A 22,335-nucleotide genomic window follows, 5' to 3' on the forward strand; every position below is an offset into this window, starting at 1 on the left:
TTTTTTTAGCTTCTTACTTAACAGAACCACCGGTAATACCTTCGACATAATACTTTTGCATGAACATGAAGAGAAGGGTTATTGGAATGGCTATTAGAACAGAACCTGCAGTAAAAGCCATAAACCATTCATTAATGGTATCAGGTTGTAACATTGAAAATAAACCGATAGCTACAGTATATTTGTTAGTTGCATCACCTAAGATAACTTGAGCAAAGATAAAGTCAACCCATGGTCCCATAAATGCAAGTAATGCAGTATAAACTATAATGGGTTTTGATAAGGGAAGAGTAATTTTAAAGAAAATATCCATTCTTGTTGCTCCATCAATCATTGCTGACTCATCAAGAGAATATGGGATAGTATCAAAAAATCCTTTGGCAATGTAGAAAGTTAAAGCTGCCCCAGCTGAGTAGACAAGAATTAGTGATGTTAAGGTTTGTGTTAAACCAAGAGCTTTTAAGATATAGTAGACGGCAATCATACTCATAAAACCTGGAAACATATTAAGAATAAGAGCAAGTTTTAAAAAGTGATTTCTAAATTTGAATTTTATTCGACTAAGTGAGTATGCCATTGCTACTGTGATAAATGTTGAAAGAACACATGTAGCAGAGGCAACAAACAAGGTATTTAAAAACCAACGTCCAAATGGAAAGGAGCTACTTGTAAATAGTTTGATGTAATTATCTAAAGTAAAAGTTTTAGGAATAAAGTAAGTAACATAAGCTGTGCCTTCGCCACGAAAACTGGTTAGAACAACCCAAACAATTGGAAATAACCAAATAATTGATAGAATAATTAGTGTCACATACACCATTGTTAGACGGAGTTGTTTTTTATTTTTCATTATTTTGCTGCTCCTTCCTTGTAAGATGCAGTCCTAGTGTAAGCCAATAAGCTGAAAATAGCTGATATTGTGAAGATTAAAATCCCTACAACAGAAGCTAAGTTATAGTCAGCTGCAGTTACTGTTAATTTATACAGCCAAGTCACCAAAAGATCTGTACTTCCTGCCTGATAAAACTGTGAATTTGTAGGTCCACCACCAGTAAGTAGGTAGATTACATTAAAATTATTTATATTACCAACAAATTGTTGAATTAGAGTTGGTGTCATAATTAACAAAATTTGTGGGAAAGTAATGGATTTAAAGACTTGAAACTTACTTGCACCATCAATTTCAGCTGCTTCAATTTGTTCACTAGGAAGATTCATGATAATACCTGTTGCAATTAACATGGTAAAAGGAATACCAACCCACATATTGACAAAAATAATTGAAAATTTTGCCCAAAGAGAATCTGATAAGAAAGGTAGCCCCTCAGTGATTAGCCCTAAATTTTTTAATAAAGAATTTAGAGGGCCAACATCATTTAATAAGTTTCTCATAATTAAGAGCGAAATAAATTGTGGAACAGCTATAGTTATCACAAAAATAGTTCGCCACATTTTCTTTAACTTTAATCCTTTAGTACTGATTAATAATGCTAAAATTACACCAAAGAAAAAGTTAGTTGCAGTGGCAAAAACAGCCCAAATCAGTGTCCAAGACAGAACAGGAAAGAAAGTGCCAGCCATTCGACCACTAAAGACGTTCCCAAAGTTAGTAAATCCTACCCAATCAAAGAGTGACTTGGGTGGCAAATGGTTATGATCAAAATTTGTAAAAGCAATCGTAATCATATAAATAAGTGGTAAAATTGTAAAAAATAGGACTCCAATTAATGGGACAGTCATTAAAGTCATATGAAAGCGACCATTAGCTAATGTTACAAAATCTTCTTTAAAAGAAGGAATTTTTTGGTTATTTTTTTTCAAAAGGTAAATATTTCTTGCACTTTTTAGATTTGACCAATAAATATAGCTAAAAAAGAGACAAAAGATAAGTGATGCCAAACCAAAAATTAGCATTAACATGGAATTATCACCATCAACAGCTACCTGAAGAGTAATGCCATCTACTTCTTGAGTCTTCATGCCTTGTGTCTGTGTTCCTAATGTGATTAAACCACCTAAAGCAGGAATGACTTGAATAAAAAAAGTAATGAAAAATAAAATTTCGCTTAGAAAAAATAGTAATCCTTTAATAAACTGTTTATTAGCAAGGTTGGCAAATCCCATAATTAAAAAAGAGAGTTTAATGTCAATACCGCCTTCTTTAAATGCTTGTGCGACAGAAACATTCTCATATGTGATAGCTTTAGCCATAAAAAGACTCCTTTATATTATTAATTAGAAACTCTGCTAGTTAAACTCACCCATTGAAAAGCTTAATTAGCAGAGGTTCTTTTTAAACAAAATAAGTGAGGAGAAGTTTTCTCCTCACTTGTTACGTGTCATGAATTATTCTGTAGCAGCAAGATCTTTATCAAATTGTTGAAGTTTTGATAAGTAGTCACTTTCTGAAATTTTACCATTGTATGTGTCACTAAGGATAGCAGCACTTTCAGTCCAAAAAGTACCCATTTGGCTCAACTTAGGCATAACAACAGTATAATCAGTTGATGAACCCATTGTGATAACAGCTTGTGCTAAATCATGATTTTGAACAACATCAGAAGCTTGAACTTCTTTATTTGCTGGGATAATAGTGCGAGTTTTAAATTGATTTTCTTGGCTTTCAGCATTAGTTAAGTATGATGCTAATTGGTAGCTTGCAGCAATTCGTTTAGTATCACCTTTAGCTGGTGCTTGGTTTACAGCATAAAGTTTAACTCCCAAAAATGCTTTTTGCTGAATGTCTTGTCCACCAATATTTATTTTTGGATAGACAGCAATTCCTAAATTATCAGCACCAATAGCCTCTTGAGCTGCTTGGTAGTTCCAAGGACCTGTCTCAATTGCAGCAACAGTTCCCTCACCAAATGATGACATTACGTTACTAGCATCTAAATTTACAAATCCAGAATTATTATTTTGATCGGCAATCCATTTAAGAACTGAAACACCAGCTTCATTTCCCCAATTAGTTCCAGCAACATCTTCTCCAGTTTCACCGAATAAAGTATTACCAACTGACATAAATAATGGACCTGTGGCATATGCATTCATTTGTTTAAATGTTTCACCAAATTTTGCTTTTGAAGTGATTGTTTCATAAGATTTTACATCTTCTTCAGATAATTTTTCTTTATTGTAGAAAAGTACTTGTGACTCAATTCCAAATGGGAATGCATAAGTTTTACCATTATATTGTGCTCCAGCAATTGCTTGGTCAGTAGCAGTAGCAGCAATTTCGTCTGAATATTTAGAAGGAATTTCTTGGATAACACCAGATTCAACTAATTGACCAAGTTGATCATGTGGAAGTGAGAAGACATCAGCAGCAGTACTGGCATCTTTTTTAATTTTTTCTTGTGCTTTAGGATCTTCTGATTCAATAACTTTAACTTTATAGCCTGAATCTTTCTCAAATTGTGCAATAATATCTTTATATGAGTCTTTTGAATCAGTTGGCACCCATAATTTAATTGTTTTATTATCAGATGCAGCAGCACTATCTTCTTTTTTATCATTAGCACCACAAGCGACTAAAAGACTTCCAGCAAGTGTTAGACTTGCACTACTAATTAATAATTTTTGCCATTTTTTCATAGCGTGTTTCCTCCCTGGAACATGAAATAAATTTAGTTACACTCCTATTATGCAACCGTTTGCAGAAAATGTCAAGTGTTTTTGTTATTTTTTTTAATTTTTTTCTTTTGTTTCCCTATAAAAATGAAGTGTTAGTAAAAAATATGTTTATCTGACAAAGTCGTAAAATGTAGAATAAAGAAAAAATTGACTGACATATTATCTATTTTACAGGAAAATCACTTATCATTATTTTTCTAAGATAATGTGTGAATTATGTTAGAAAGAAAATTTCTTACTTACGAGTTTTTCTTTTGATATGCCTTTTAATATCAAAGTTAAGGATGTTTAATGCCTTTCATTTAACAAATCAACAACAGGCTTTGAAAATAGTCAAAATTAAATGTTAAAACTTTTTCGACTAGTCAAACACTTTAAAAGAAACTGACTTTATTAGATAGATGACATATCATATTTAGTTTGACAATTGATTTGTTTCAAAAAAATATTATAAAATTATTGTTAGAAATGGCTTATAACTGAGTTTTCTTGTTTTAAATAGAAATGTATTGTAAAATAGAAAATAATATTAAAATAGATTGAAGGAGGTAGCAAAAGATGGTTACCATAAAAGATGTTGCCAAAAAAGCTGGTGTTAATCCATCAACTGTAAGCCGGGCTTTAAAAAATAGTCAATCCATTTCACTAAAAACTAAAGAAAAGGTCAAAAAAGCAATGGATGACTTAGGCTATGTTCCTAATTTTGCTGCACAAATGTTGGCTAGTGGCCTAACACAGTGTGTAGGTGTTATTTTACCTCCATTGACAACTTCTGATCGGATTAGTCAACCTTTTTTTATGGAAATTTTAACTGTTATTAATGATGAAGCCAAAAAGAAAGATTTTACTGTTTCAATTGCTGCTGGAGACTCATTTGAAAGTTTAAGAGACCAAGCAATGTTAATGTATCGTCAAAAAAGAGTAGATGGTTTTATTGTTTTATATTCTGATAAAAATGATCCTGTAACTTTCTATCTTAATCAAAATAACATTCCATTTGTTATTGTTGGTTCACAAGAATCAAAAGAAAATGCTGTCACTTATATTGATAATGACAATCAATTAATGGCAAAAACAGCAGTTAATTACCTTTTTGAAAAAGGTCATAAGAATATTTTGTTTGTGACTGATGATGAAAAAGCAAAGGTTAATTCTGAACGCTATTTAGGCTATGCTTCGGCAACAAAAGCTTTGAAAATAAAAAATTATGGGAATATTTTATTTGATCGGCATAATCCTTTTTCATTGGATAATTTTATTACTCAAATAAGAGAAAAAAATATTACAGCTTTAATTGTTATTGATGATATGTTGTCAGTACGTGTTATTCAATTTTTATCTTTTTACAATATTAAAGTACCTGATCAGGTTTCAATTATTTCATTTAACAATTCTGCTTACTCTAAAATTATTCATCCTTATTTGACAACTTTTGATATCAATATTAAACAACTAGGACAATCAAGTCTGTTAGGTTTATTGGATAAACTGCATCACTATAAAAAAGGTTATAAGAAAGAAACAGTCCCTTTTCATTTAAAAGAAAGAGAAAGTGTACGAGATCTTTATAAATTGTAAGAAAGAGTTAGTCTTTCTTTTTTCTTTTTTGAAAAAGCTTGACCTATGCAACCGTTTGCGTTATAATCTCATTAGCAATAAATAAAATCGAGGTTAAAGCTATGAACAAACGAGCAAGTGGTGTTTTAATGCACATTTCATCTTTACCAGGTAAATTTGGGATTGGGACTTTTGGAAAAGAAGCATATGAATTTGTTGATTTTTTAGTTGAGACAAAGCAAACTTATTGGCAAATTTTGCCTTTAACAACAACTAGTTTTGGCGACTCTCCTTATCAATCTTTTTCTGCTATGGCAGGTAATACTCACTTCATTGATTTTGATTTGTTAACAAAGGAAGGCATCTTAAAAAATGAAGATTATGAATCTTTTGTTTTCTCAAACAATGAAGAGCTTGTTGATTATGATATTTTATTTGCTATGAGACGTCCAATTCTTGAAAAGGCTGTTGAACAATTTTTAACTATTGATGAGTTAACACAAGATTATGCTGCTTTTGAATCTGACAATCATTCATGGTTAACTAATTATGCGGAATTTATGGCCCTTAAAGAATATTTTGACAATAAGGCACTCCCTTTTTGGGATGATAAAAAAGCAGTTGTTCGTGAAGAAGAAACTTTAGCCTATTATCGTCAACTTCTAGCTAAAGAAATTCATTATCATAAAGTGTGCCAATATTTTTTCTTTAGTCAATGGCAGAAATTAAAAAATTATGCTAATCAAAGAAATATTGCTATTATTGGAGATATGCCAATTTATGTTTCAGCTGATAGTGTTGAAGTTTGGACTATGCCAGAGCTATTTAAATTAGATAATGATAGAAAACCTCTTTTTGTAGCAGGTGTTCCAGCTGATGATTTCAGCTCAGATGGTCAACTTTGGGGTAATCCTATTTATGACTGGGAAAATCATGCTAAAACAAATTATACTTGGTGGATTGAGCGTATTAGAGAAAGTTTTAAACTATATGATTATTTAAGAATTGACCATTTTAAAGGTTTTTCTGATTATTGGGAAATTGATGGGAAAGCTACTATCGCACGTTACGGTAGTTGGCAACCTGGTCCAGGAATTGAGCTCTTTAATGCTGTTAAAGAGGCTTTGGGGGAATTACCAATTATCGCAGAAGATCTTGGTAATATAGATGATAAGGCTAGGCAATTATTACAAGAAGCTAATTTTCCTGGGATGAAAGTTTTAGAATTTGGGTTTTATGACATTGAAGGAAAAAGTATTGATAGTCCTCACCGTTGTATTCCAAATAGTGTAGCTTATACTGGAACCCATGATAATGAGGTCATTAACGGTTGGTATGATAATCTTACTCTTGATCAAAAAAAATATTTTGATGCATATAGTAATCGTAAACCAATTGAACCAGTGAGCCAGGCTATGCTTAGAGTTCTATTTGCAACTGCTAGTAACACTGTTATTGCCACCATGCAAGACATTTTAGATAAAGATGCGAAATCTCGAATGAACTTGCCCTCTACAGTTGGAGGAAATTGGCAATGGCGTATGAAAAAAGAAGATTTGACACAAGACAAGAAAGATTTTTTAATTAAAATTACAACATTATATCAAAGAGGAAATGAAAAAAATGACTTATTTTACTAATTATGTTTTAGAAAAAACTAAAAAAACCTTGAAAGAAATGACTAATGAAGAAATATATATTCAATTATTAAACTATGTCAAAGAAGAAGCTGCAAAAAAAGAGAAAAATCAATCAAAACGTAAAGTGTACTATATTTCGGCAGAGTTTCTTATTGGGAAATTATTATCCAATAATTTAATTAACTTGGGAATCTATAAAAATATTAAAGAAGAGTTAGCACTTGCTGGCAAATCAATTAGTCATATTGAAGATGTTGAGCCAGAACCATCACTTGGAAATGGTGGTTTGGGAAGATTAGCATCATGTTTTATTGATTCTATGTCAACTTTATCTTTAAATGCTGAGGGTGTTGGTCTAAATTACCATTGTGGTCTTTTTAGACAGGTCTTTAGAGATAATCAGCAAGAAGCAGAACCTAACTTCTGGATTGAAAATGATAGTTGGTTGGTGCCGACTGATATTAGCTATGATGTTCCTTTCAAACATTTTACACTCAGATCAAAATTAGATCGTATTGATGTATTAGGATATCAAAAAGAAACGAAAAACTACCTCAATTTATTTGATATAAAATCTGTTGATTATAGTTTAATAAAAGAAGGTATTTCATTTGATAAGAAAAACATTAAAAAGAATCTAACGCTCTTTCTTTATCCTGATGATTCTGACAAAACAGGTGAATTATTGCGTATTTATCAGCAGTATTTCATGGTCTCAAATGCAGCTCAACTTTTAATTGATGAAGCAATTGAAAGAGGAAGTAATCTTCATGATTTGGCTGAATATGCCTACGTTCAAATCAATGACACTCACCCATCATTAGTAATTCCTGAATTGGTCCGTTTATTAACAGAAATTCATGGCCTTTCATTTGAAGAATCAGTTCTAATTGTTAAAGCGATGACAGGTTATACTAATCATACTATTTTGGCTGAAGCTTTGGAAAAATGGCCACTTGATTATTTAGAAGAAGTAGTCCCTCACCTTGTTACCATTATTTACAAACTAGATGAGCTTGTGAAAAAAGATTTTTCAAATCCATCTGTTCATATTATTGACAATACCGGACGTGTTCATATGGCACATATGGATATTCACTACTCAAATAGTATTAATGGGGTTGCAGCACTCCACACAGAGATTTTAAAAAGCAGTGAATTAAAAGACTTCTATGAATTATATCCTGAGAAATTCAACAATAAAACAAATGGAATTACCTTTAGACGCTGGTTAGAATTTGCTAATCAAGATTTAGCTGATTATCTTAAAGAATTAATTGGAGATGACTATCTAGAGGATGCTACGAAACTTGAAAAATTATTGGATTTTGCTGATGATATCAACGTTCATCAAAAATTAGCTGAAATTAAATTTAATAATAAATTGGCTTTAAAAAACTATTTCAAAGATAATAAAGGCATTGATTTAGACGAAAACTCAATTATAGATACTCAAATTAAACGTTTCCATGAATATAAACGTCAACAAATGAATGCTTTATACGTCATTCATAAATATTTAGATATTAAAAAAGGTAATCTACCAAAACGCAAGATTACAATTATTTTTGGAGGGAAGGCTGCTCCAGCTTACACTATTGCACAAGACATTATTCACTTAATTCTCAGCTTGTCTGAACTTATCAACAATGATCCAAAAGTCAACCCATATCTTAATGTTTATTTGGTAGAAAACTATAATGTAACTGTGGCTGAAAAATTAATTCCGGCTACTGATATATCTGAACAAATTTCATTAGCTTCCAAAGAGGCTTCAGGGACAGGAAATATGAAATTTATGTTAAATGGTGCCTTGACACTTGGTACAATGGATGGTGCTAATGTTGAAATTGCTGAATTGGCGGGGATGGATAATATCTTTACTTTTGGTAAAGATAGTGATACAATCATAAATCTCTATGCGAACTCAGCCTATAAAGCAGGTGATTACTATCAAGATGATGTTATTAAAGAATCTGTTGACTTTATTGTTAGTGAAGAATTACTACAATTTGGAAACAAAGAGCGTCTTTTGAGACTTCATCATGAGCTTATTACTAAAGATTGGTTCATGACTTTAATTGACTTGAAAGAATATATTGCTATCAAAGAAAAAGTATTTTTAGATTATGAAAATCAAGATATTTGGCTTAAAAAAGTAATTCATAATATTGCTAAAGCTGGCTTCTTTTCATCTGATAGAACGATTAAACAATATAATGATGAGATTTGGCATAGTTATAGATAAATGCATCATTTCATTTTCAAAATTCCCATTACTTTTTTGTGGTGGGAATTTTAATTTGAAAGAATTTTTATTTTTGAGGTGTTTTATAAACAATAAAGAATTCCTTACACTATCTACATTTCATCGTTGACTAGTATGCAAAAAAACTGTATGATAACCATATGGATATTTGGACAAAATTAGGAAAACATTCTTTTATTGAGACCAATCAATTATGGTTGAGACCCTTTCGTTTTACTGATAGTCATTCTTTTTTTGAGATTGCTAGAGTTAGAGATAACCTCTCATTTAACTCACCTAGTATTAAAACTAAAGAAGAAAGTGATTTTCTAATGGTTCACACTTTTATGAAATCTCCTCTTGGTAATTGGGCAATTGAAGAAAAAACAAGTCAAACGTTGATTGGTGCTATCCGTTTTGAAAAAATTGATTTTTATAATAAAGAGATAGAAATTTCTTACTTTATTCATAAAAAATTTTGCTCACAAGGATATGCAACAAAAGCCTTAAAATCTATTGTTGCTCTTGCTATTAATAAATTGCAATTTAAACGTTTAGTAATTATAACTCACTTGGAAAATACAGCTAGTCAAAAAGTTGCTCAAAAAGCTGGTTTTAAAAAGATTAAACAGTATCGGGGAATCGATCGATACACACATAAAACAAGAGAGTATTTCCTTTTTACATTAAGAAAAAATGGTTATTATTATGAGTAAGCATCTTGATATTTTAAAATATTTAGAGAATCTTCCAATAGGAAAAAAAGTTAGTGTTAGAAGTATTTCTAACAGATTAAAGGTTAGTGATGGAACTGCATATCGTGCCATTAAGGAGGCTGAAAACAGAGGTTTAGTGGAAACTAAGCCTAGAAGTGGGACTGTAAGAATTGGTTCCAAGCCAAATCAATTATTAAACAAACTAACTTATGCCGAAATTGCAAGAATCAGTGATTCTGAAATTTTAGCCGGTCATTCAGGTTTGGGGCATGAATTTAGTAAGTTCTCAATTGGTGCAATGACACGAAAAAATATTACAAAGTATTTAGTCAAAGGTGGACTATTGATTGTTGGTGATCGTAAAGACATTCAATTATTAGCTCTTGAAAACAATAATGCTATTTTAGTTACAGGAGGCTTTCCAGTCGCTAAAGAAGTTATAGAGACATCAAACCATTTGGGTATTCCAGTTATGGTAACATCTTTTGATACTTTTAGTGTTGCAACAATGATTAATAAAGCTCTATCAAATGCTCGAATTAAGACAGACGTTAAAACAGTGGATCAAATCTATCACTTTAAGAGTGATTATGGATTTTTAAAATTGAGTGATACTATTAAGGATTATATTAATTTAGTCAAAAAACATAATTATTTACGCTTTCCAGTCATTGATGACAAAGGAATAGTCGTAGGTGTTGTTAGTATGCGTGATATCACAGGAAAAAAAGGCTCGACTGATGTTGAAAAAGTAATGACAAAAAATCCAGTTCTCACCAAACCCAATGTTAGTTTGGCTCATATTAGCCAACAAATGATTTTTGAAGATTATGATATGTTGCCAGTGGTTTCAGATGATAAAGCCCTACTTGGAATAGTGACAAGACGCAAAGTTATGGAGAGTATTCAAGATGATAAACAAGGGCAACTCTATACTTATAGTGAACAGATTCTTTCCAACTTAAAAAAAGATGGCAATTTTTATAGTTTCATGGTTGAACCTGTTATGATTGATTTATCTGGTAATTTATCACATGGTGTGTTAGTTGAGATTATTAAGGAAGTTACACTTCGAATCCTCAAAGAAAGAAAAAGTAGGAATATTATTATTGAACAAGTAATGATTTATTTTCTTCAAGCTGTTCAAGTAGAAGATAAATTAAAAATAGTACCAAGAATTATAACAGAAGGTCGTCGAGGTAGTGTTTTAGATTTTGAAGTTCAACTACAAAATCGAAGTGTTGCCAAAGCTATTGTTAGTACAAAAATGATTTAGAAAAGAGAATAACAAGGAATGATTACATTAAAATCGCAAAGAGAAATTGATGCTATGGATCGCGCTGGTGACTTTCTAGCGAGTATTCATATTGGTTTAAGAGATATTATTAAACCAGGAGTTGATATGTGGGAGGTAGAAGAATATGTAAGGCGACGTTGCAAAGAAAGCAATGTTCTTCCACTTCAAATTGGTGTTGATGGTCAACTAATGGATTATCCTTATGCTACTTGTTGTGCTTTAAATGATGAAGTAGCTCACGCTTTCCCAAGACACTATATCTTAAAAGAAGGAGACTTATTAAATGTTGATATGGTACTTAGTGAACCACTTGATAAATCTCTTATTGATGTCTCTAAATTAGATTTTAATAATGTTTCTGAAATGAAAAAACACACTGAGTCATATCGTGGTGGTTTAGCGGATTCTTGTTGGGCTTATCCAGTTGGTAAGGTATCAAAAGAAGTAGAACAACTGATGGCAGTCACTAAAGAAGCGATGTATCGAGGTATTGAAAAAGCCGTTATTGGCAATCGTATTGGCGATATTGGTGCAGCTGTTCAAGAATATGCTGAAAGTTTTGGTTATGGTGTTGTCAGAGATTTGGTGGGTCATGGTGTTGGACCAACTATGCATGAAGAACCAATGGTACCTAATTATGGTGTTGCTGGTCGTGGACTTCGTTTAAAAGAAGGAATGGTTTTAACAGTTGAACCCATGATTAATACTGGTACTTGGGAAATTGATACAGATCTTAAAACTGGCTGGGCTCATAAAACGATTGATGGTGGTCTTTCTTGTCAATATGAGCATCAATTTGTTATCACTAAGGATGGTCCACGTATTTTAACCAGTCAAGGAGAAGAGAGAACCTATTAAGCTGGTGGGAGGAAAAGTGAAAAAAATAATCAGCAAATGGCAAAATAATGAGATTATTCAATCATTTTTATTTCATTATAAAAATTCAGATATGGATTTATCAAGTATCGCTGTTGCCTATTATATGATGTTAACAGTTTTTCCGTTTCTTATTTTACTGGCTAATATTTTTCCTTATTTTAATATTAATACTTCATCGTTATTAGCATTTTTAAAAGATTATTTGCCAACACAGTTGTACGACAGTGTTGCAGCAATCATTAAAAGTATTTTTGAGCGACCTTCATCTGGTCTTGTTTGGCTATCCTTACTGGCTGCTTTTTGGACAATTTCAAAAAGTTTGGTCTTTCTTCAAAAAGCTATGAATAAGGCTTATGATATGCAAGATCATCGTGATTTTATTGTTAGTCGACTTGTAGGTATATTTTCTAGCCTTGTTTTAATTATCTTTTTAATTATAGCTGTCATTATTTCAACTTTTGGCAGTAGTTTATTGGCATTATTATACCAACAACTACAATTTGGTCAAAACTTATACCAACTGTTAGACAGTTTAATCCAACCAATAACAGGACTTTTATCTTTTATCACTTTAGCTTTTTTATATTATATTTTACCAAATGTTAGAATTCAAAAAATTCGCTACGTAATTCCAGGAACAGTCTTTACTAGTATCGTTTTTGTGTTTTTTACTAATCTTGTAGGAAATTATATTGGAAATACCATTCAAAACATGGAAAATCTAAGGATTTTAGGTTCTGTGGCTCTTTTTGCCATTATGTTTTGGTTTATCTTTTTTTCCAAGGTTCTTATTATTGGAGGCATTATCAATGCCATCTATCAAAAACAACACGTGAAGACTTTTGAAGCAAGACGAGGAACTATTGTTTCTGTTATTCAATCGCATTTTTCAAAAAATAAAAAATGACTCTAAGGAGTCTTTTTTTTATGACAAATGTCATATCAAGTCATGCTTTTTAGAACTTATTAAAACTATTATCAATTGATAAGATAGAGTTATAGAAAGGATGATAATTATGAATAAAAAACCTGTATTAACCGTTAATCATCTGAAAAAACAATTCAAGGAAAAAGTCGTTTTAAATGATCTTTCTTTCGAGATATTTGAAGGTGATTGTATAGCTTTAATTGGCCCAAATGGTGCTGGAAAAACAGTTCTAATGACTTGCCTTTTAGGGGACTATAAAGCAAGTGCAGGGGACATAGATGTTTTGGGATATTCACCCAGTGACCATCGTCTTAAAAAGAGAGTTGGCGTGCTCTTTCAAGACAATCTTATCCAAGATAAGATGACCGTTCAAGAATTAATTGATTTTCAAAGAGCCATTTATCCTAATCCTTTGAATGAAAAAGAAGTAGACGACTTACTTGCTTTTAAACCAAAACAAAAACAGCAGTTTGCGAATAAACTATCTGGTGGGCAAAGACGACTCTTAGATTTTGTCTTAACCTTGATTGGTCAACCTGATATTATTTTTCTTGATGAACCAACAACTGCGATGGACACATCAACTAGAAAACGTTTTTGGGAAATTATCAACCACTTAAAAACAAGAGGAAAAACAATTATTTATTCCTCTCATTATATAGAAGAAGTAGAGCATACAGCAGATCGCATTTTAGTCTTGCATGAAGGTAAATTACTTAAAGATACGACACCTTACTTATTAAGAAGCGAAGAAAAAAGCAAACATTTTCTCCTTCCTAAAAAATATCTTGATAGTATTGATCAGACCATTATTAGTGAATTGTTGATCAAAACGGATACCATTTCATTTATGACTAAAAAACCATCTGTCATTTGGCAATTACTAGAAGAGACTAATTGTCCGATTGAAGATATTGAAATGACTAATAGAACTTTATTAGACAGCATTTTTGATAGTAGAAAGGATGCTTATCATGACCATATTTAAGGCACTTTTAAAAAAAGAATATTTGCAAGCAAAAAGAACGATTTCTAGTTTTATTTTAGGTATTGGCATGCCCATAGCTTTCTTTCTTATCTTTTCATCAATTTGGATGGGAGAATTACCAAAAGACATTCAACCTTTGGTCATTCGACAATACATGATGTCTATGACAGCTTTTTCAAGCATTAGCTTTGCTCTTTTTACATTTCCTTTTTCGATTCAAGAAGATCGTAATGCCCACTACATCAAGCATTTGAATCACTCACCTGTCTCTATCTGGCAATATTTCATGGCCAAAATCATAAGGATTCTTATCAGCTTTTTACTCGCTATTATTTTCGTTTTTCTTAGTGGTCGTTTTGTACAAGATGTCTCTATGCCGATTAATGATTGGTTAAATTCAGGCTTATTATTATTTTTTGGTGCTATTTGCTTTATGCCTTTAGGTATTTTGTTGAGTTTTATCAAATCATCAGAAACTCTAAGTGTTTTAGGTAATATCTTATACATGGGCTTAGCTATTTTGGGTGGCTTATGGATGCCAGTAGAAACTTTCCCAAGCTGGTTACAAACTATTGCTAAGTTTACACCAACTTATCACTACAATAATTTATTAATTAGCTATTTCGAAAAGAATTTTTCAAGGGAATCTCTTATCATTTTACTTTTTTATGCTATAGTAATAATAGTTATTAGTATCTTTGTCAAGAAAAAAGTTGAGGTTAATTAATTGAATTCTATCAAAAATAGTTATCACTTATTCTATTATATTTCTTTGATTTTTCTTACTTATCCACTCATTGTCATTCTTAATGGCTACTTGCCAATCTGGCACTTGGGTTTAATGATGATATTTGTTTTATCCTACTTATATCTAGTTATTAAGGGCTTAGAAAGGTACCATGTATTAGCTTGGTTTTATATGTTAGGTTATATCCTTTTTATGTGCCTTACGTTTGATATTGGCATTATTTGGTATTTTTTCTACACCACCAATTTACTGGTTTATCGTTTCCATGACCCATTTAAACATTATCGTCCCATTAGTTATTTACTGGCTATCAGTTTTCTAAACTCCTATCAATTATGGTTTGGTCAAAATATTGAAGAAACTTTATCTGCCATCTTTGTAAGTATTTTCATATTAAGTTTTTATTTTATCAGCTTGAGAATTCAAAATGAAGAAAAGCAAAAGGAAGAAATTGAGCAAAAAAATGCCTATATTAATGTCTTGATGGCTGAAAATGAGCGTAATCGTATTGGTCGTGACCTTCACGATACCTTAGGACATGTCTTTGCCATGATGACCATTAAATCAGAATTAGCACTCAAACAATTAGAAAAAGGTCAGACAACTCATGTCGAAAAAGAATTAAAAGAACTGCACCAAATGAGTAAGGACTCGATGAGTGAGGTCAGAAGCATTATTAATAACCTTAAATTTAGAACAGTTTTAGAAGAACTTGAGACCATTGAAACACTTTTTGAGCTTGCTAACATCACTTTAACGATTGATAATCAACTAAATTTAGACAACTTATCACCTGTGATTCAATCAACACTAACGATGCTTATTAGGGAGCTCGCAAACAATATTATCAAACATAGCCATGCTAAGAATTGCCGCATCAGCTTGTACAGAGAAAAAAACATCCTGCTAGTTGCTGAAGATGATGGTGTTGGTTTTTCAACCTTAAAAGGAGATGAGCTCTCATCCATTAAAGATAGACTAAGTCTTGTTAATGGTACCCTAAAAATAAGCTCATTAAAACAGCCTACACGCATTCAAATCTCTCTTAAAGAAGGAATCAAATCATGAAATTATTAGTCGCAGAAGACCAAGCCATGTTAAGAGATGCTCTTTGCCAATTACTATTAATGGAAGATGATGTCGATCTTATTTTGCAAGCTTCAAATGGTCAAGAAGCCATTGATATCTTATCAAAAGAAAGTGTTGATGTGGCTATTTTAGATATTGAAATGCCCTATAAAACAGGTCTTGATGTTTTAGAGTGGGTGAGAAGTCACATTGATTTAAAAGTGATTATTCTAACAACTTTTAAACGAACAGGCTATTTTAAAAGGGCCTTAGAAGCTCAGGTCGATGCCTTTGTTTTAAAAGACCGTTCAGCATCTGAATTAATGGGAACGATTCACACTGTTTTAGCGGGTAAAAAAGAGTACTCACCTGAATTAGTGGAGGGAATGGCTTTTACGACAAATCCTTTAAGTCAAAGAGAAATAGCTATTTTAGAATTGGTTTCTAAAGGTTGCTCGAACGAGGAAATTGCTAAATCCTTATTTCTTTCAAATGGTACTGTCAGAAACTATTTGACGAGTATTTTCAACAAATTATCTGCCAATAACCGCACCCAAGCTGTCCAAATAGCGCGTGAAAATAGCTGGCTATAATTCTTCATAAATGAGAGGAGTATTAATGACAAACCATCATTTAAAAAAAGCTCAAAAAGTGTGGGCCTATCACAAATATTGGGTAATGGGGCATTCTCAATATCACTATAATCAGATACGTCTCTTGTTTAAAGGTAATGACTGGTCAACTGAAAAAGAAAAGTCTTTTTTGACTTATCTTGATGAAGTAAAAAAAATAGCACCAACGAAAGAGACGCTAACAACTGCTTATCAACATATGTGGGGCTATTTTAAAAAGGAAGCGACAGTGACTGAAAAGACATCCTACAAAACCTACATTGAAAATGCTTTTTATTATCAAAAAGAATTAGAACAATTGATTAAAACTTTAGCTACAAAATACAAAAAAAATTATATTTGCCAGTCAAAATTTTTTGATGACGGTTTTTAAAAAACTAAACCAAAACAGTTTAGTTTTTTTTATCTTTAAAAATTAAAAACTTACTTAAAAGGTAATTTAATATTAAAATAGCAATTTGTGAAAGAATAGTTTCAATTAAATTAACCATTCTCAAATCATTATCAACAAATTTCCCGATTAAATTAGGATAGTAATCAACAAAGAATAAGGCTAAAAAACCATCTAAAATAAGAGTGGAAATTCTAGCGAAAAAGAACTGAAATAAGCGTTTCAATCGCCCTTTTTGTGCTTGTTGAAAAACATAGCGATCATTAACGAAAAAAGCAAATAAAATAGCAATAACATTAGCTATTAAAGTAGAAATAAGAGCTTGGTTTAACTGGAGAAATAAAGCAGTTCGACTAACAAAATAAATCATTGTTGTTAGTACACCAAAAAATAAATATTTTATCAACTCCATAGACCAGAGTTTTTTAATAAAAGTAATTAATTGTGATTTCATATCATTATTTTACCAAAAGATTTGAAAATTAAATACTAATTTTGTTTTATACTTATTAAAATGTCACTTATAACATCTTTATTTTTTTTTATAAAGATGTTACAATAGTAGAGTTGTTTATCAACCCTTGGTGCTTATTTCCCTTTCACCAAGCATATTACACGTGGTTAAGCCACTAAAGGAGAAGAAAATGAAACCATTAACAACAAAAGATTACTTACACATTTCAGTAGTTGCTGCTATTTATATTGTATTGACAATTATGCCCCCACTAAATGCTATTAGTTTTGGCGCTTATCAATTTCGCGTCTCAGAAATGTTAAACTTTCTTGGGTTTTATAATAGGAAATACATTATTGCAGTTACCATTGGTTGTATGATTTCAAATTTTTATAGCTTTGGTGTGATAGATGTTTTTGTTGGTGGTTTATCCACCCTAATCTTTGTGACACTTGGCATTAAACTTTTTAGAAAATATCAAAATGACTACTTGTTAAATGGTTTAATATCGAAAGGTTTTCTTTATTTTTCCATCTTTTTTGCAGCTAGTATGATAACAATTGCCTTTGAACTTCACTATTTATTTGGTGCTCCGTTTTTGCTTACCTGGTTTACAACTGGTACTGGAGAATTACTGTCTTTACTAGTGGGTGCTGTCGTTATTGAAAAAATATCTAAAACAATTGACTTTACAAAATAAGCGCTCTCATTCGAGAGCGTTTTTTATCTGAATATGATAAAATAATATTATGAAAAATCAAATGAAACAATTAGTTGATCAACTAAATCACTATGCAAAAGAATACTATACTAATGATTCTCCTAGCATTTCAGATGCTGATTATGATAAGCTATATCGTCAATTAGTTGAATTAGAAAAAAAACATCCAGAACTAGTCTTACCCAATAGCCCCACCCATAGAGTTGGCGGGGTATTACTAGAAGCATTTGAAAAATATGAACATCGCTATCCTTTATTTTCTTTACAGGATGCTTTTTCACGTGAAGAATTAGACGTTTTTGATGAGCGGATTAAAGAAAAATTTCCAAATGCAAGCTATGTTGCTGAATTAAAGATTGATGGCTTATCTATTTCACTTACATATATGAATGGTGTTTTAGAGGTTGGGGCAACAAGAGGAGATGGTCAAGTTGGGGAAAATATCACTGAGAATTTAAAACGTATTAAAGATATTCCTCTAACCATCAATAGTAAGAAAAGTATTACAGTTCGTGGGGAAGCATATTTACCAAAAGCTTCTTTTAATCAGATTAACCAAGATCGCCAAGAAAGTGGTTTACAAGAATTTGCTAATCCAAGAAATGCAGCTGCAGGAACACTTCGACAATTAGACACTAGTGTTGTAGCAAAAAGAAAACTAGCTACTTTTTTATACCAAGAAGCTGGACCATCTACCAAAAAAAAACAAGAAGAGATTTTATCTCATTTATCACAGTTAGGTTTTTCAGTTAATCAAAGATATATCATAAGTTCTTCAATGGCAACTATTTGGAATTTTATTAGTGAGATTAGCGACCAAAGAAATAACTTACCTTATGATATTGATGGAATTGTCATTAAAGTTAATGAGTTGGATATTCAAGAAGCGCTAGGATATACTGTGAAAGCTCCTCGCTGGGCAATTGCTTATAAATTCCCAGCTGAAGAAAAAGAGGCCAAAATTCTCTCTGTTGACTGGACAGTTGGTAGGACAGGTGTAGTCACACCAACTGCCAATTTAACTCCTGTTCAGTTAGCTGGGACAACGGTCAGTCGTGCGACACTTCACAATGTTGATTATATTGCTGAAAAAGATATTAGAGTCGGTGATACAGTTATTGTTTATAAGGCTGGCGATATCATTCCTGCTGTTTTACGAGTTGTTCTTGATAAGCGTCAGCAAGAAGAACAAATGTCTATCCCAAAACAATGTCCATCTTGTTTAAGCCCACTAACTCACTTCGAAGAAGAGGTTGCTCTTCGTTGCATTAACCCTCTTTGTCCAAGTCAACTAAAAGCAAGACTTGAACATTTTGCTAGTCGTGATGCTATGAACATAAAAGGTTTAGGACCATCAATTGTTGAAAAATTATTTCAAGCCAATCTTGTCAATGATGTATTTGATATTTATCGTTTATCTGTTGAGCAGTTGATGACACTTGAAGGAGTTAAAGAAAAATCAGCTCAAAATCTATATAATGCTATTGAATCCTCTAAAACTAATGCAGCTGATAAATTGTTATTTGGTTTAGGGATTCGACATGTAGGAAGTAAGGCCAGTCGGTTATTACTAGAGAAATATAATAGTTTAGACAATTTAGCCAAAGCAAGTGTTGATGATATTGCAAGTATAGATGGTCTTGGCAAGACTATTGCTATCTCAGTGAAAACTTTTTTTGAAACATCTGGTAGTCAAACCATGTTAGAAGAATTGAAGAAATATCAAGTTAATACTATCTATTCTTTTTTAAACGATTCAGAGCAAATTCTTTCTGGGAAAACAGTTGTTATAACTGGAAAATTACAATCTATGACTAGAAATGACGCTAAAGAAAAATTGATTCAATTAGGTGCTAATGTCACAGGAAGCGTTTCTAAAAAAACTGATATCGTTTTAGCTGGTGAAGATGCTGGGAGTAAGTTAACTAAAGCACAATCCTTAGGGCTTACAATTAAAGATGAGTCTTGGTTACAGACACTATAAATTTTATAAAATGAGGTCATTATGAAAAAACAAAAAAGGGCACGTTTGATTTATAACCCCATTTCGGGTCAAGAAATTATCAAAAAAAATGTAGCTGATATTTTAACTATTTTAGAAGGATTTGGCTATGAAACAAGTGCTTTTCAAACAACTCCGGAACTAGATTCCGCCAAAAATGAAGCAAGGCGTGCAGCTATTTCTGGTTTTGATTTAATTGTCGCTGCAGGTGGTGATGGCACTATTAATGAAGTTGTTAATGGGATAGCACCATTAGATAAAAGACCCAAAATGGCTATTATCCCGACAGGAACCACTAATGACTTTGCTAGAGCTTTAAAAATTCCAAGAGGAAATCCTTTGAAAGCCGCTCAATTAATTGGTAAAAATCGTACATTAAACATGGATATAGGTAAAGCATTTGGAGATACTTATTTTATTAATATTGCTGCAGCCGGTAGTTTAACAGAACTGACTTATAGTGTTCCAAGCCAATTAAAAACAATGTTTGGTTATTTGGCTTATCTGGCAAAAGGAGTTGAACTCTTGCCAAGACTTAGCCTTATTCCTGTTAAAATTTTTCATGATCATGGTATTTTTGAAGGTAAAGTTTCAATGATTTTTGCTGCTTTAACCAATTCAGTTGGTGGTTTTGAACAAATAGCTCCAGATGCTAGATTAGATGATGGTAATTTCACATTAATTCTTGTCAAAACTGCCAATCTTTTTGAAATTGTTCACCTTCTTCGCTTAATGTTAATGGGTGGAAAACATATTGATCATAAGCATATTGAGTATATTAAAACTAGTCAAATGATTATCGAACCTCAAACTAATCAAAAAGTAATGATTAATTTAGATGGTGAATATGGTGGAGTTGCACCTCTTAAATTAGAAAATTTAAAGAATCATATTACTTTTTATACTAATATTGATGGTATAGAAGATGAAACTATTAGTTTTGATCAAGATGAATTAGTGTTAGAAGCAATTGCTCAAAAATTTGCTCATGAAGTTGATGATTTAAATCAACAAATGAATAGGGATGAAGGAAAAAAAGATTAAAACTAAAGTAGATAGTATAATGATTGAAGCGATATGAAAGTACCCGATTGTACTTCTAATGATGTGATTAACTTTGATGATGATTATGAAAAGCAAGAAGATGATTGGAATTTGAATAAAAAAGGAAAGTTTCATTAATAGCTTTATGATGAAATAAACATTATAGTTATTTATTCAGGTAAGGATATTATGATAAGATAGATTAGAATTTAAGGAAGGTAATCATTTGAGATATATACTTTTATTGCGTGGTATTAATGTGGGTGGAAAGAATAAAGTAGCGATGAGTGAATTAAAAAATTATTGTTAAGTGCCGGCTATGAGGATGTTGATTCTTATATTAATAGTGGAAATTTATTTTTCGGTAGTGATCAAAACCGAGAAAGTTGCATATCTAACATAAGGCATATCTTAGAAAGTGCTTACGATTTTTCTATCCCTTTTTCGTTGCTTACCAAAGAAGAATATTTGAAAGAAAGAGAAGAATTGCCTGATTGGTGGGAAGGAGAGATGGCAAGAAGAGATGTGTTGTTCTTTTCGTCCAACTCAGATAAATCAGGTATTCTTGATTTCATAGATAAAACTACATTTTGTAATGAGATAGTGTATGTGGGAAAACAAGGAGTATTTTGGGGAAAGTATGATGAGGCTGAGTACTTGAAATCCACTTATTATAAAGAATTAATGAAGCAAGATTTTTATAAGGAAATAACAATCAGAAGCGGAAAAACATTTGAAAAGATTGCAGAAATTCTGGAGAAAGAAATCTAATTTCTAATTTGTCGAAGTAACACAATTAAACATTATTACTAAGAGGAAGTATACGCACATAGTAATTACTTCTTTTTTGATATCAAGAAATAAAGAAAAAATCATGGAAACAAAGAAAAAGTGACGTTACCTATTGAAGAAAAAATCATAATACAAGAAAAGATGGCACAAAAGAATAGTCACGAACTGAAATTCTTAAAACAAAAAGCACGTGATAGGAAAAATTATGAGAAGGAGTTATTTTAAATCATTATTACAGTGAGAGAGAAAACTCATGTTTTAAATGACAACTTCTTAATTAGATGCACATCTTTGTTTTTTAACTATTCTTTTTAAGTTATATTTGACAAACTTAAAAAATAGGACTACACTAGATTGGTAAAAATATTTTAAAAATAAGGAGTATTTTCAAATGACATTAGGTATTTTAGCTTTAGGGATTGCCTGTTTTGGAGTAAGTCTTGCAGAGGGTTACTTGGTTTCAAATTTCATGAAGGCTGTTTCTCGTCAACCGGAATTATTTGATAAATTAAGACCTATCATTTTCCTTGGTATTGGCTTTATTGAAGGAACATTCTTTGTTACTTTAGGGATGTCATTATTCCTTAAATAATA

At 31.6% G+C, this 22,335-nt stretch carries 20 protein-coding genes, 1 pseudogene and 1 riboswitch; of the genes and pseudogenes, 17 read left to right on the forward strand and 4 right to left on the reverse strand.

The features are described from left to right. Positions 1-13: 13 nt before the first annotated feature. The 3 genes from A3I1_RS0104200 to A3I1_RS0104210 all read right to left on the reverse strand — a co-directional run bounded on the left by A3I1_RS0104200 (position 14) and on the right by A3I1_RS0104210 (position 3,597). The gene (locus tag A3I1_RS0104200; RefSeq protein WP_018370061.1) at positions 14-850 is read right to left on the reverse strand and encodes a sugar ABC transporter permease; all 837 of its coding nucleotides are present in this window, start codon (positions 848-850) and stop codon (positions 14-16) included. Further along, entirely contained in the window at positions 850-2,211 is a 1,362-nt protein-coding gene (locus tag A3I1_RS0104205; RefSeq protein ID WP_018370062.1) for a carbohydrate ABC transporter permease, read from the reverse strand. The genes A3I1_RS0104200 and A3I1_RS0104205 overlap by 1 nt, the downstream gene beginning before the upstream one ends. Positions 2,212-2,346: 135 nt before the next feature. Further along, positions 2,347-3,597: an extracellular solute-binding protein gene (locus A3I1_RS0104210; RefSeq protein ID WP_018370063.1), complete on the reverse strand. Its 1,251-nt coding sequence runs from the start codon at positions 3,595-3,597 to the stop codon at positions 2,347-2,349. A 597-nt stretch (positions 3,598-4,194) separates the two neighbouring features. On the opposite strand from A3I1_RS0104210, the gene A3I1_RS0104215 reads away from it, so the two are divergent. From A3I1_RS0104215 to A3I1_RS0104270, 12 genes are all read left to right on the forward strand, one after another. After that, positions 4,195-5,214, forward strand: a complete 1,020-nt coding sequence (locus A3I1_RS0104215) for a LacI family DNA-binding transcriptional regulator (protein WP_018370064.1) — start codon at positions 4,195-4,197, stop codon at positions 5,212-5,214. Between the two features lie 101 nt (positions 5,215-5,315). Then, positions 5,316-6,833 (forward strand): 4-alpha-glucanotransferase, encoded by a 1,518-nt coding sequence (gene malQ / locus A3I1_RS0104220; RefSeq protein ID WP_018370065.1) that lies wholly within the window; start codon positions 5,316-5,318, stop codon positions 6,831-6,833. Then, positions 6,817-9,081, forward strand: coding sequence for a glycogen/starch/alpha-glucan family phosphorylase (gene glgP, locus A3I1_RS0104225; protein WP_026216755.1), 2,265 nt, complete (start codon positions 6,817-6,819; stop codon positions 9,079-9,081). The genes malQ and glgP overlap by 17 nt, the downstream gene beginning before the upstream one ends. Before the next feature lie 161 nt (positions 9,082-9,242). After that, entirely contained in the window at positions 9,243-9,797 is a 555-nt protein-coding gene (locus A3I1_RS0104230) for a GNAT family N-acetyltransferase (RefSeq protein WP_018370067.1), read from the forward strand. Next, positions 9,790-11,073, forward strand: coding sequence for a CBS-HotDog domain-containing transcription factor SpxR (gene spxR / locus A3I1_RS0104235; RefSeq protein ID WP_026216756.1), 1,284 nt, complete (start codon positions 9,790-9,792; stop codon positions 11,071-11,073). The genes A3I1_RS0104230 and spxR overlap by 8 nt, the downstream gene beginning before the upstream one ends. An 18-nt stretch (positions 11,074-11,091) precedes the next feature. Continuing rightward, the gene (locus A3I1_RS0104240; RefSeq protein ID WP_018370069.1) at positions 11,092-11,952 is read left to right on the forward strand and encodes a methionyl aminopeptidase; all 861 of its coding nucleotides are present in this window, start codon (positions 11,092-11,094) and stop codon (positions 11,950-11,952) included. 16 nt (positions 11,953-11,968) lie between these two features. Then, complete coding sequence (locus A3I1_RS0104245) at positions 11,969-12,880, forward strand: YihY/virulence factor BrkB family protein (protein WP_018370070.1); 912 nt, start codon at positions 11,969-11,971, stop codon at positions 12,878-12,880. 109 nt (positions 12,881-12,989) lie between these two features. Then, positions 12,990-13,889 (forward strand): ABC transporter ATP-binding protein, encoded by a 900-nt coding sequence (locus A3I1_RS0104250; RefSeq protein ID WP_018370071.1) that lies wholly within the window; start codon positions 12,990-12,992, stop codon positions 13,887-13,889. Next, a complete protein-coding gene (locus A3I1_RS0104255) occupies positions 13,876-14,616 on the forward strand; it encodes an ABC transporter permease (protein WP_018370072.1) in 741 nt (246 codons plus the stop codon). The genes A3I1_RS0104250 and A3I1_RS0104255 overlap by 14 nt, the downstream gene beginning before the upstream one ends. 213 nt (positions 14,617-14,829) lie before the next feature. Further along, positions 14,830-15,705: a sensor histidine kinase gene (locus A3I1_RS0104260; protein WP_169332632.1), complete on the forward strand. Its 876-nt coding sequence runs from the start codon at positions 14,830-14,832 to the stop codon at positions 15,703-15,705. Then, a complete protein-coding gene (locus A3I1_RS0104265) occupies positions 15,702-16,298 on the forward strand; it encodes a response regulator transcription factor (RefSeq protein WP_018370074.1) in 597 nt (198 codons plus the stop codon). Before A3I1_RS0104260 ends, A3I1_RS0104265 begins: the two co-directional genes overlap by 4 nt. A 25-nt stretch (positions 16,299-16,323) precedes the next feature. Then, positions 16,324-16,710: a DUF1722 domain-containing protein gene (locus A3I1_RS0104270; protein WP_018370075.1), complete on the forward strand. Its 387-nt coding sequence runs from the start codon at positions 16,324-16,326 to the stop codon at positions 16,708-16,710. A 19-nt stretch (positions 16,711-16,729) separates the two neighbouring features. Here A3I1_RS0104270 and A3I1_RS0104275 read toward each other — a convergent pair whose 3' ends face one another. After that, the gene (locus tag A3I1_RS0104275) at positions 16,730-17,182 is read right to left on the reverse strand and encodes a GtrA family protein (RefSeq protein ID WP_018370076.1); all 453 of its coding nucleotides are present in this window, start codon (positions 17,180-17,182) and stop codon (positions 16,730-16,732) included. Between the two features lie 95 nt (positions 17,183-17,277). Next, a riboswitch (PreQ1 riboswitch) is annotated at positions 17,278-17,375 on the forward strand. On the opposite strand from A3I1_RS0104275, the gene A3I1_RS0104280 reads away from it, so the two are divergent. The 5 genes and pseudogenes from A3I1_RS0104280 to A3I1_RS0104310 all read left to right on the forward strand — a co-directional run bounded on the left by A3I1_RS0104280 (position 17,373) and on the right by A3I1_RS0104310 (position 22,333). Further along, complete coding sequence (locus A3I1_RS0104280; protein ID WP_018370077.1) at positions 17,373-17,882, forward strand: QueT transporter family protein; 510 nt, start codon at positions 17,373-17,375, stop codon at positions 17,880-17,882. It overlaps the preceding riboswitch by 3 nt. A gap of 49 nt (positions 17,883-17,931) precedes the next feature. Beyond that, positions 17,932-19,887, forward strand: a complete 1,956-nt coding sequence (gene ligA / locus A3I1_RS0104285; protein WP_026216757.1) for an NAD-dependent DNA ligase LigA — start codon at positions 17,932-17,934, stop codon at positions 19,885-19,887. Between the two features lie 21 nt (positions 19,888-19,908). Next, positions 19,909-20,949, forward strand: coding sequence for a diacylglycerol kinase family lipid kinase (locus A3I1_RS0104290; protein WP_018370079.1), 1,041 nt, complete (start codon positions 19,909-19,911; stop codon positions 20,947-20,949). A 283-nt stretch (positions 20,950-21,232) separates the two neighbouring features. Beyond that, positions 21,233-21,720, forward strand: a pseudogene (locus A3I1_RS08145) (DUF1697 domain-containing protein). A 412-nt stretch (positions 21,721-22,132) separates the two neighbouring features. Beyond that, on the forward strand, positions 22,133-22,333 hold the full coding sequence (locus A3I1_RS0104310) for a F0F1 ATP synthase subunit C (RefSeq protein WP_018370083.1): 201 nt from the start codon (positions 22,133-22,135) through the stop codon (positions 22,331-22,333). The last annotated feature ends 2 nt before the right edge of the window (positions 22,334-22,335 follow it).

It is taken from the genome of Streptococcus marimammalium DSM 18627, assembly GCF_000380045.1.
In the GTDB taxonomy this organism is placed as follows: domain Bacteria; phylum Bacillota; class Bacilli; order Lactobacillales; family Streptococcaceae; genus Streptococcus; species Streptococcus marimammalium.

Excerpts from the sequence above, each read along its gene's own strand:
- A3I1_RS0104200 (WP_018370061.1), bottom strand. The coding sequence starts at position 850 with ATGAAAAATAAAAAACAACTCCGTCTAACAATGGTGTATGTGACACTA.
- A3I1_RS0104205 (WP_018370062.1), bottom strand. The coding sequence starts at position 2,211 with ATGGCTAAAGCTATCACATATGAGAATGTTTCTGTCGCACAAGCATTT.
- A3I1_RS0104210 (WP_018370063.1), bottom strand. The coding sequence starts at position 3,597 with ATGAAAAAATGGCAAAAATTATTAATTAGTAGTGCAAGTCTAACACTT.
- A3I1_RS0104215 (WP_018370064.1), top strand. The coding sequence starts at position 4,195 with ATGGTTACCATAAAAGATGTTGCCAAAAAAGCTGGTGTTAATCCATCA.
- malQ (WP_018370065.1), top strand. The coding sequence starts at position 5,316 with ATGAACAAACGAGCAAGTGGTGTTTTAATGCACATTTCATCTTTACCA.
- glgP (WP_026216755.1), top strand. The coding sequence starts at position 6,817 with ATGACTTATTTTACTAATTATGTTTTAGAAAAAACTAAAAAAACCTTG.
- A3I1_RS0104230 (WP_018370067.1), top strand. The coding sequence starts at position 9,243 with ATGGATATTTGGACAAAATTAGGAAAACATTCTTTTATTGAGACCAAT.
- spxR (WP_026216756.1), top strand. The coding sequence starts at position 9,790 with ATGAGTAAGCATCTTGATATTTTAAAATATTTAGAGAATCTTCCAATA.
- A3I1_RS0104240 (WP_018370069.1), top strand. The coding sequence starts at position 11,092 with ATGATTACATTAAAATCGCAAAGAGAAATTGATGCTATGGATCGCGCT.
- A3I1_RS0104250 (WP_018370071.1), top strand. The coding sequence starts at position 12,990 with ATGAATAAAAAACCTGTATTAACCGTTAATCATCTGAAAAAACAATTC.
- A3I1_RS0104255 (WP_018370072.1), top strand. The coding sequence starts at position 13,876 with ATGACCATATTTAAGGCACTTTTAAAAAAAGAATATTTGCAAGCAAAA.
- A3I1_RS0104260 (WP_169332632.1), top strand. The coding sequence starts at position 14,830 with ATGTGCCTTACGTTTGATATTGGCATTATTTGGTATTTTTTCTACACC.
- A3I1_RS0104265 (WP_018370074.1), top strand. The coding sequence starts at position 15,702 with ATGAAATTATTAGTCGCAGAAGACCAAGCCATGTTAAGAGATGCTCTT.
- A3I1_RS0104270 (WP_018370075.1), top strand. The coding sequence starts at position 16,324 with ATGACAAACCATCATTTAAAAAAAGCTCAAAAAGTGTGGGCCTATCAC.
- A3I1_RS0104275 (WP_018370076.1), bottom strand. The coding sequence starts at position 17,182 with ATGAAATCACAATTAATTACTTTTATTAAAAAACTCTGGTCTATGGAG.
- A3I1_RS0104280 (WP_018370077.1), top strand. The coding sequence starts at position 17,373 with ATGAAACCATTAACAACAAAAGATTACTTACACATTTCAGTAGTTGCT.
- ligA (WP_026216757.1), top strand. The coding sequence starts at position 17,932 with ATGAAAAATCAAATGAAACAATTAGTTGATCAACTAAATCACTATGCA.
- A3I1_RS0104290 (WP_018370079.1), top strand. The coding sequence starts at position 19,909 with ATGAAAAAACAAAAAAGGGCACGTTTGATTTATAACCCCATTTCGGGT.
- A3I1_RS0104310 (WP_018370083.1), top strand. The coding sequence starts at position 22,133 with ATGACATTAGGTATTTTAGCTTTAGGGATTGCCTGTTTTGGAGTAAGT.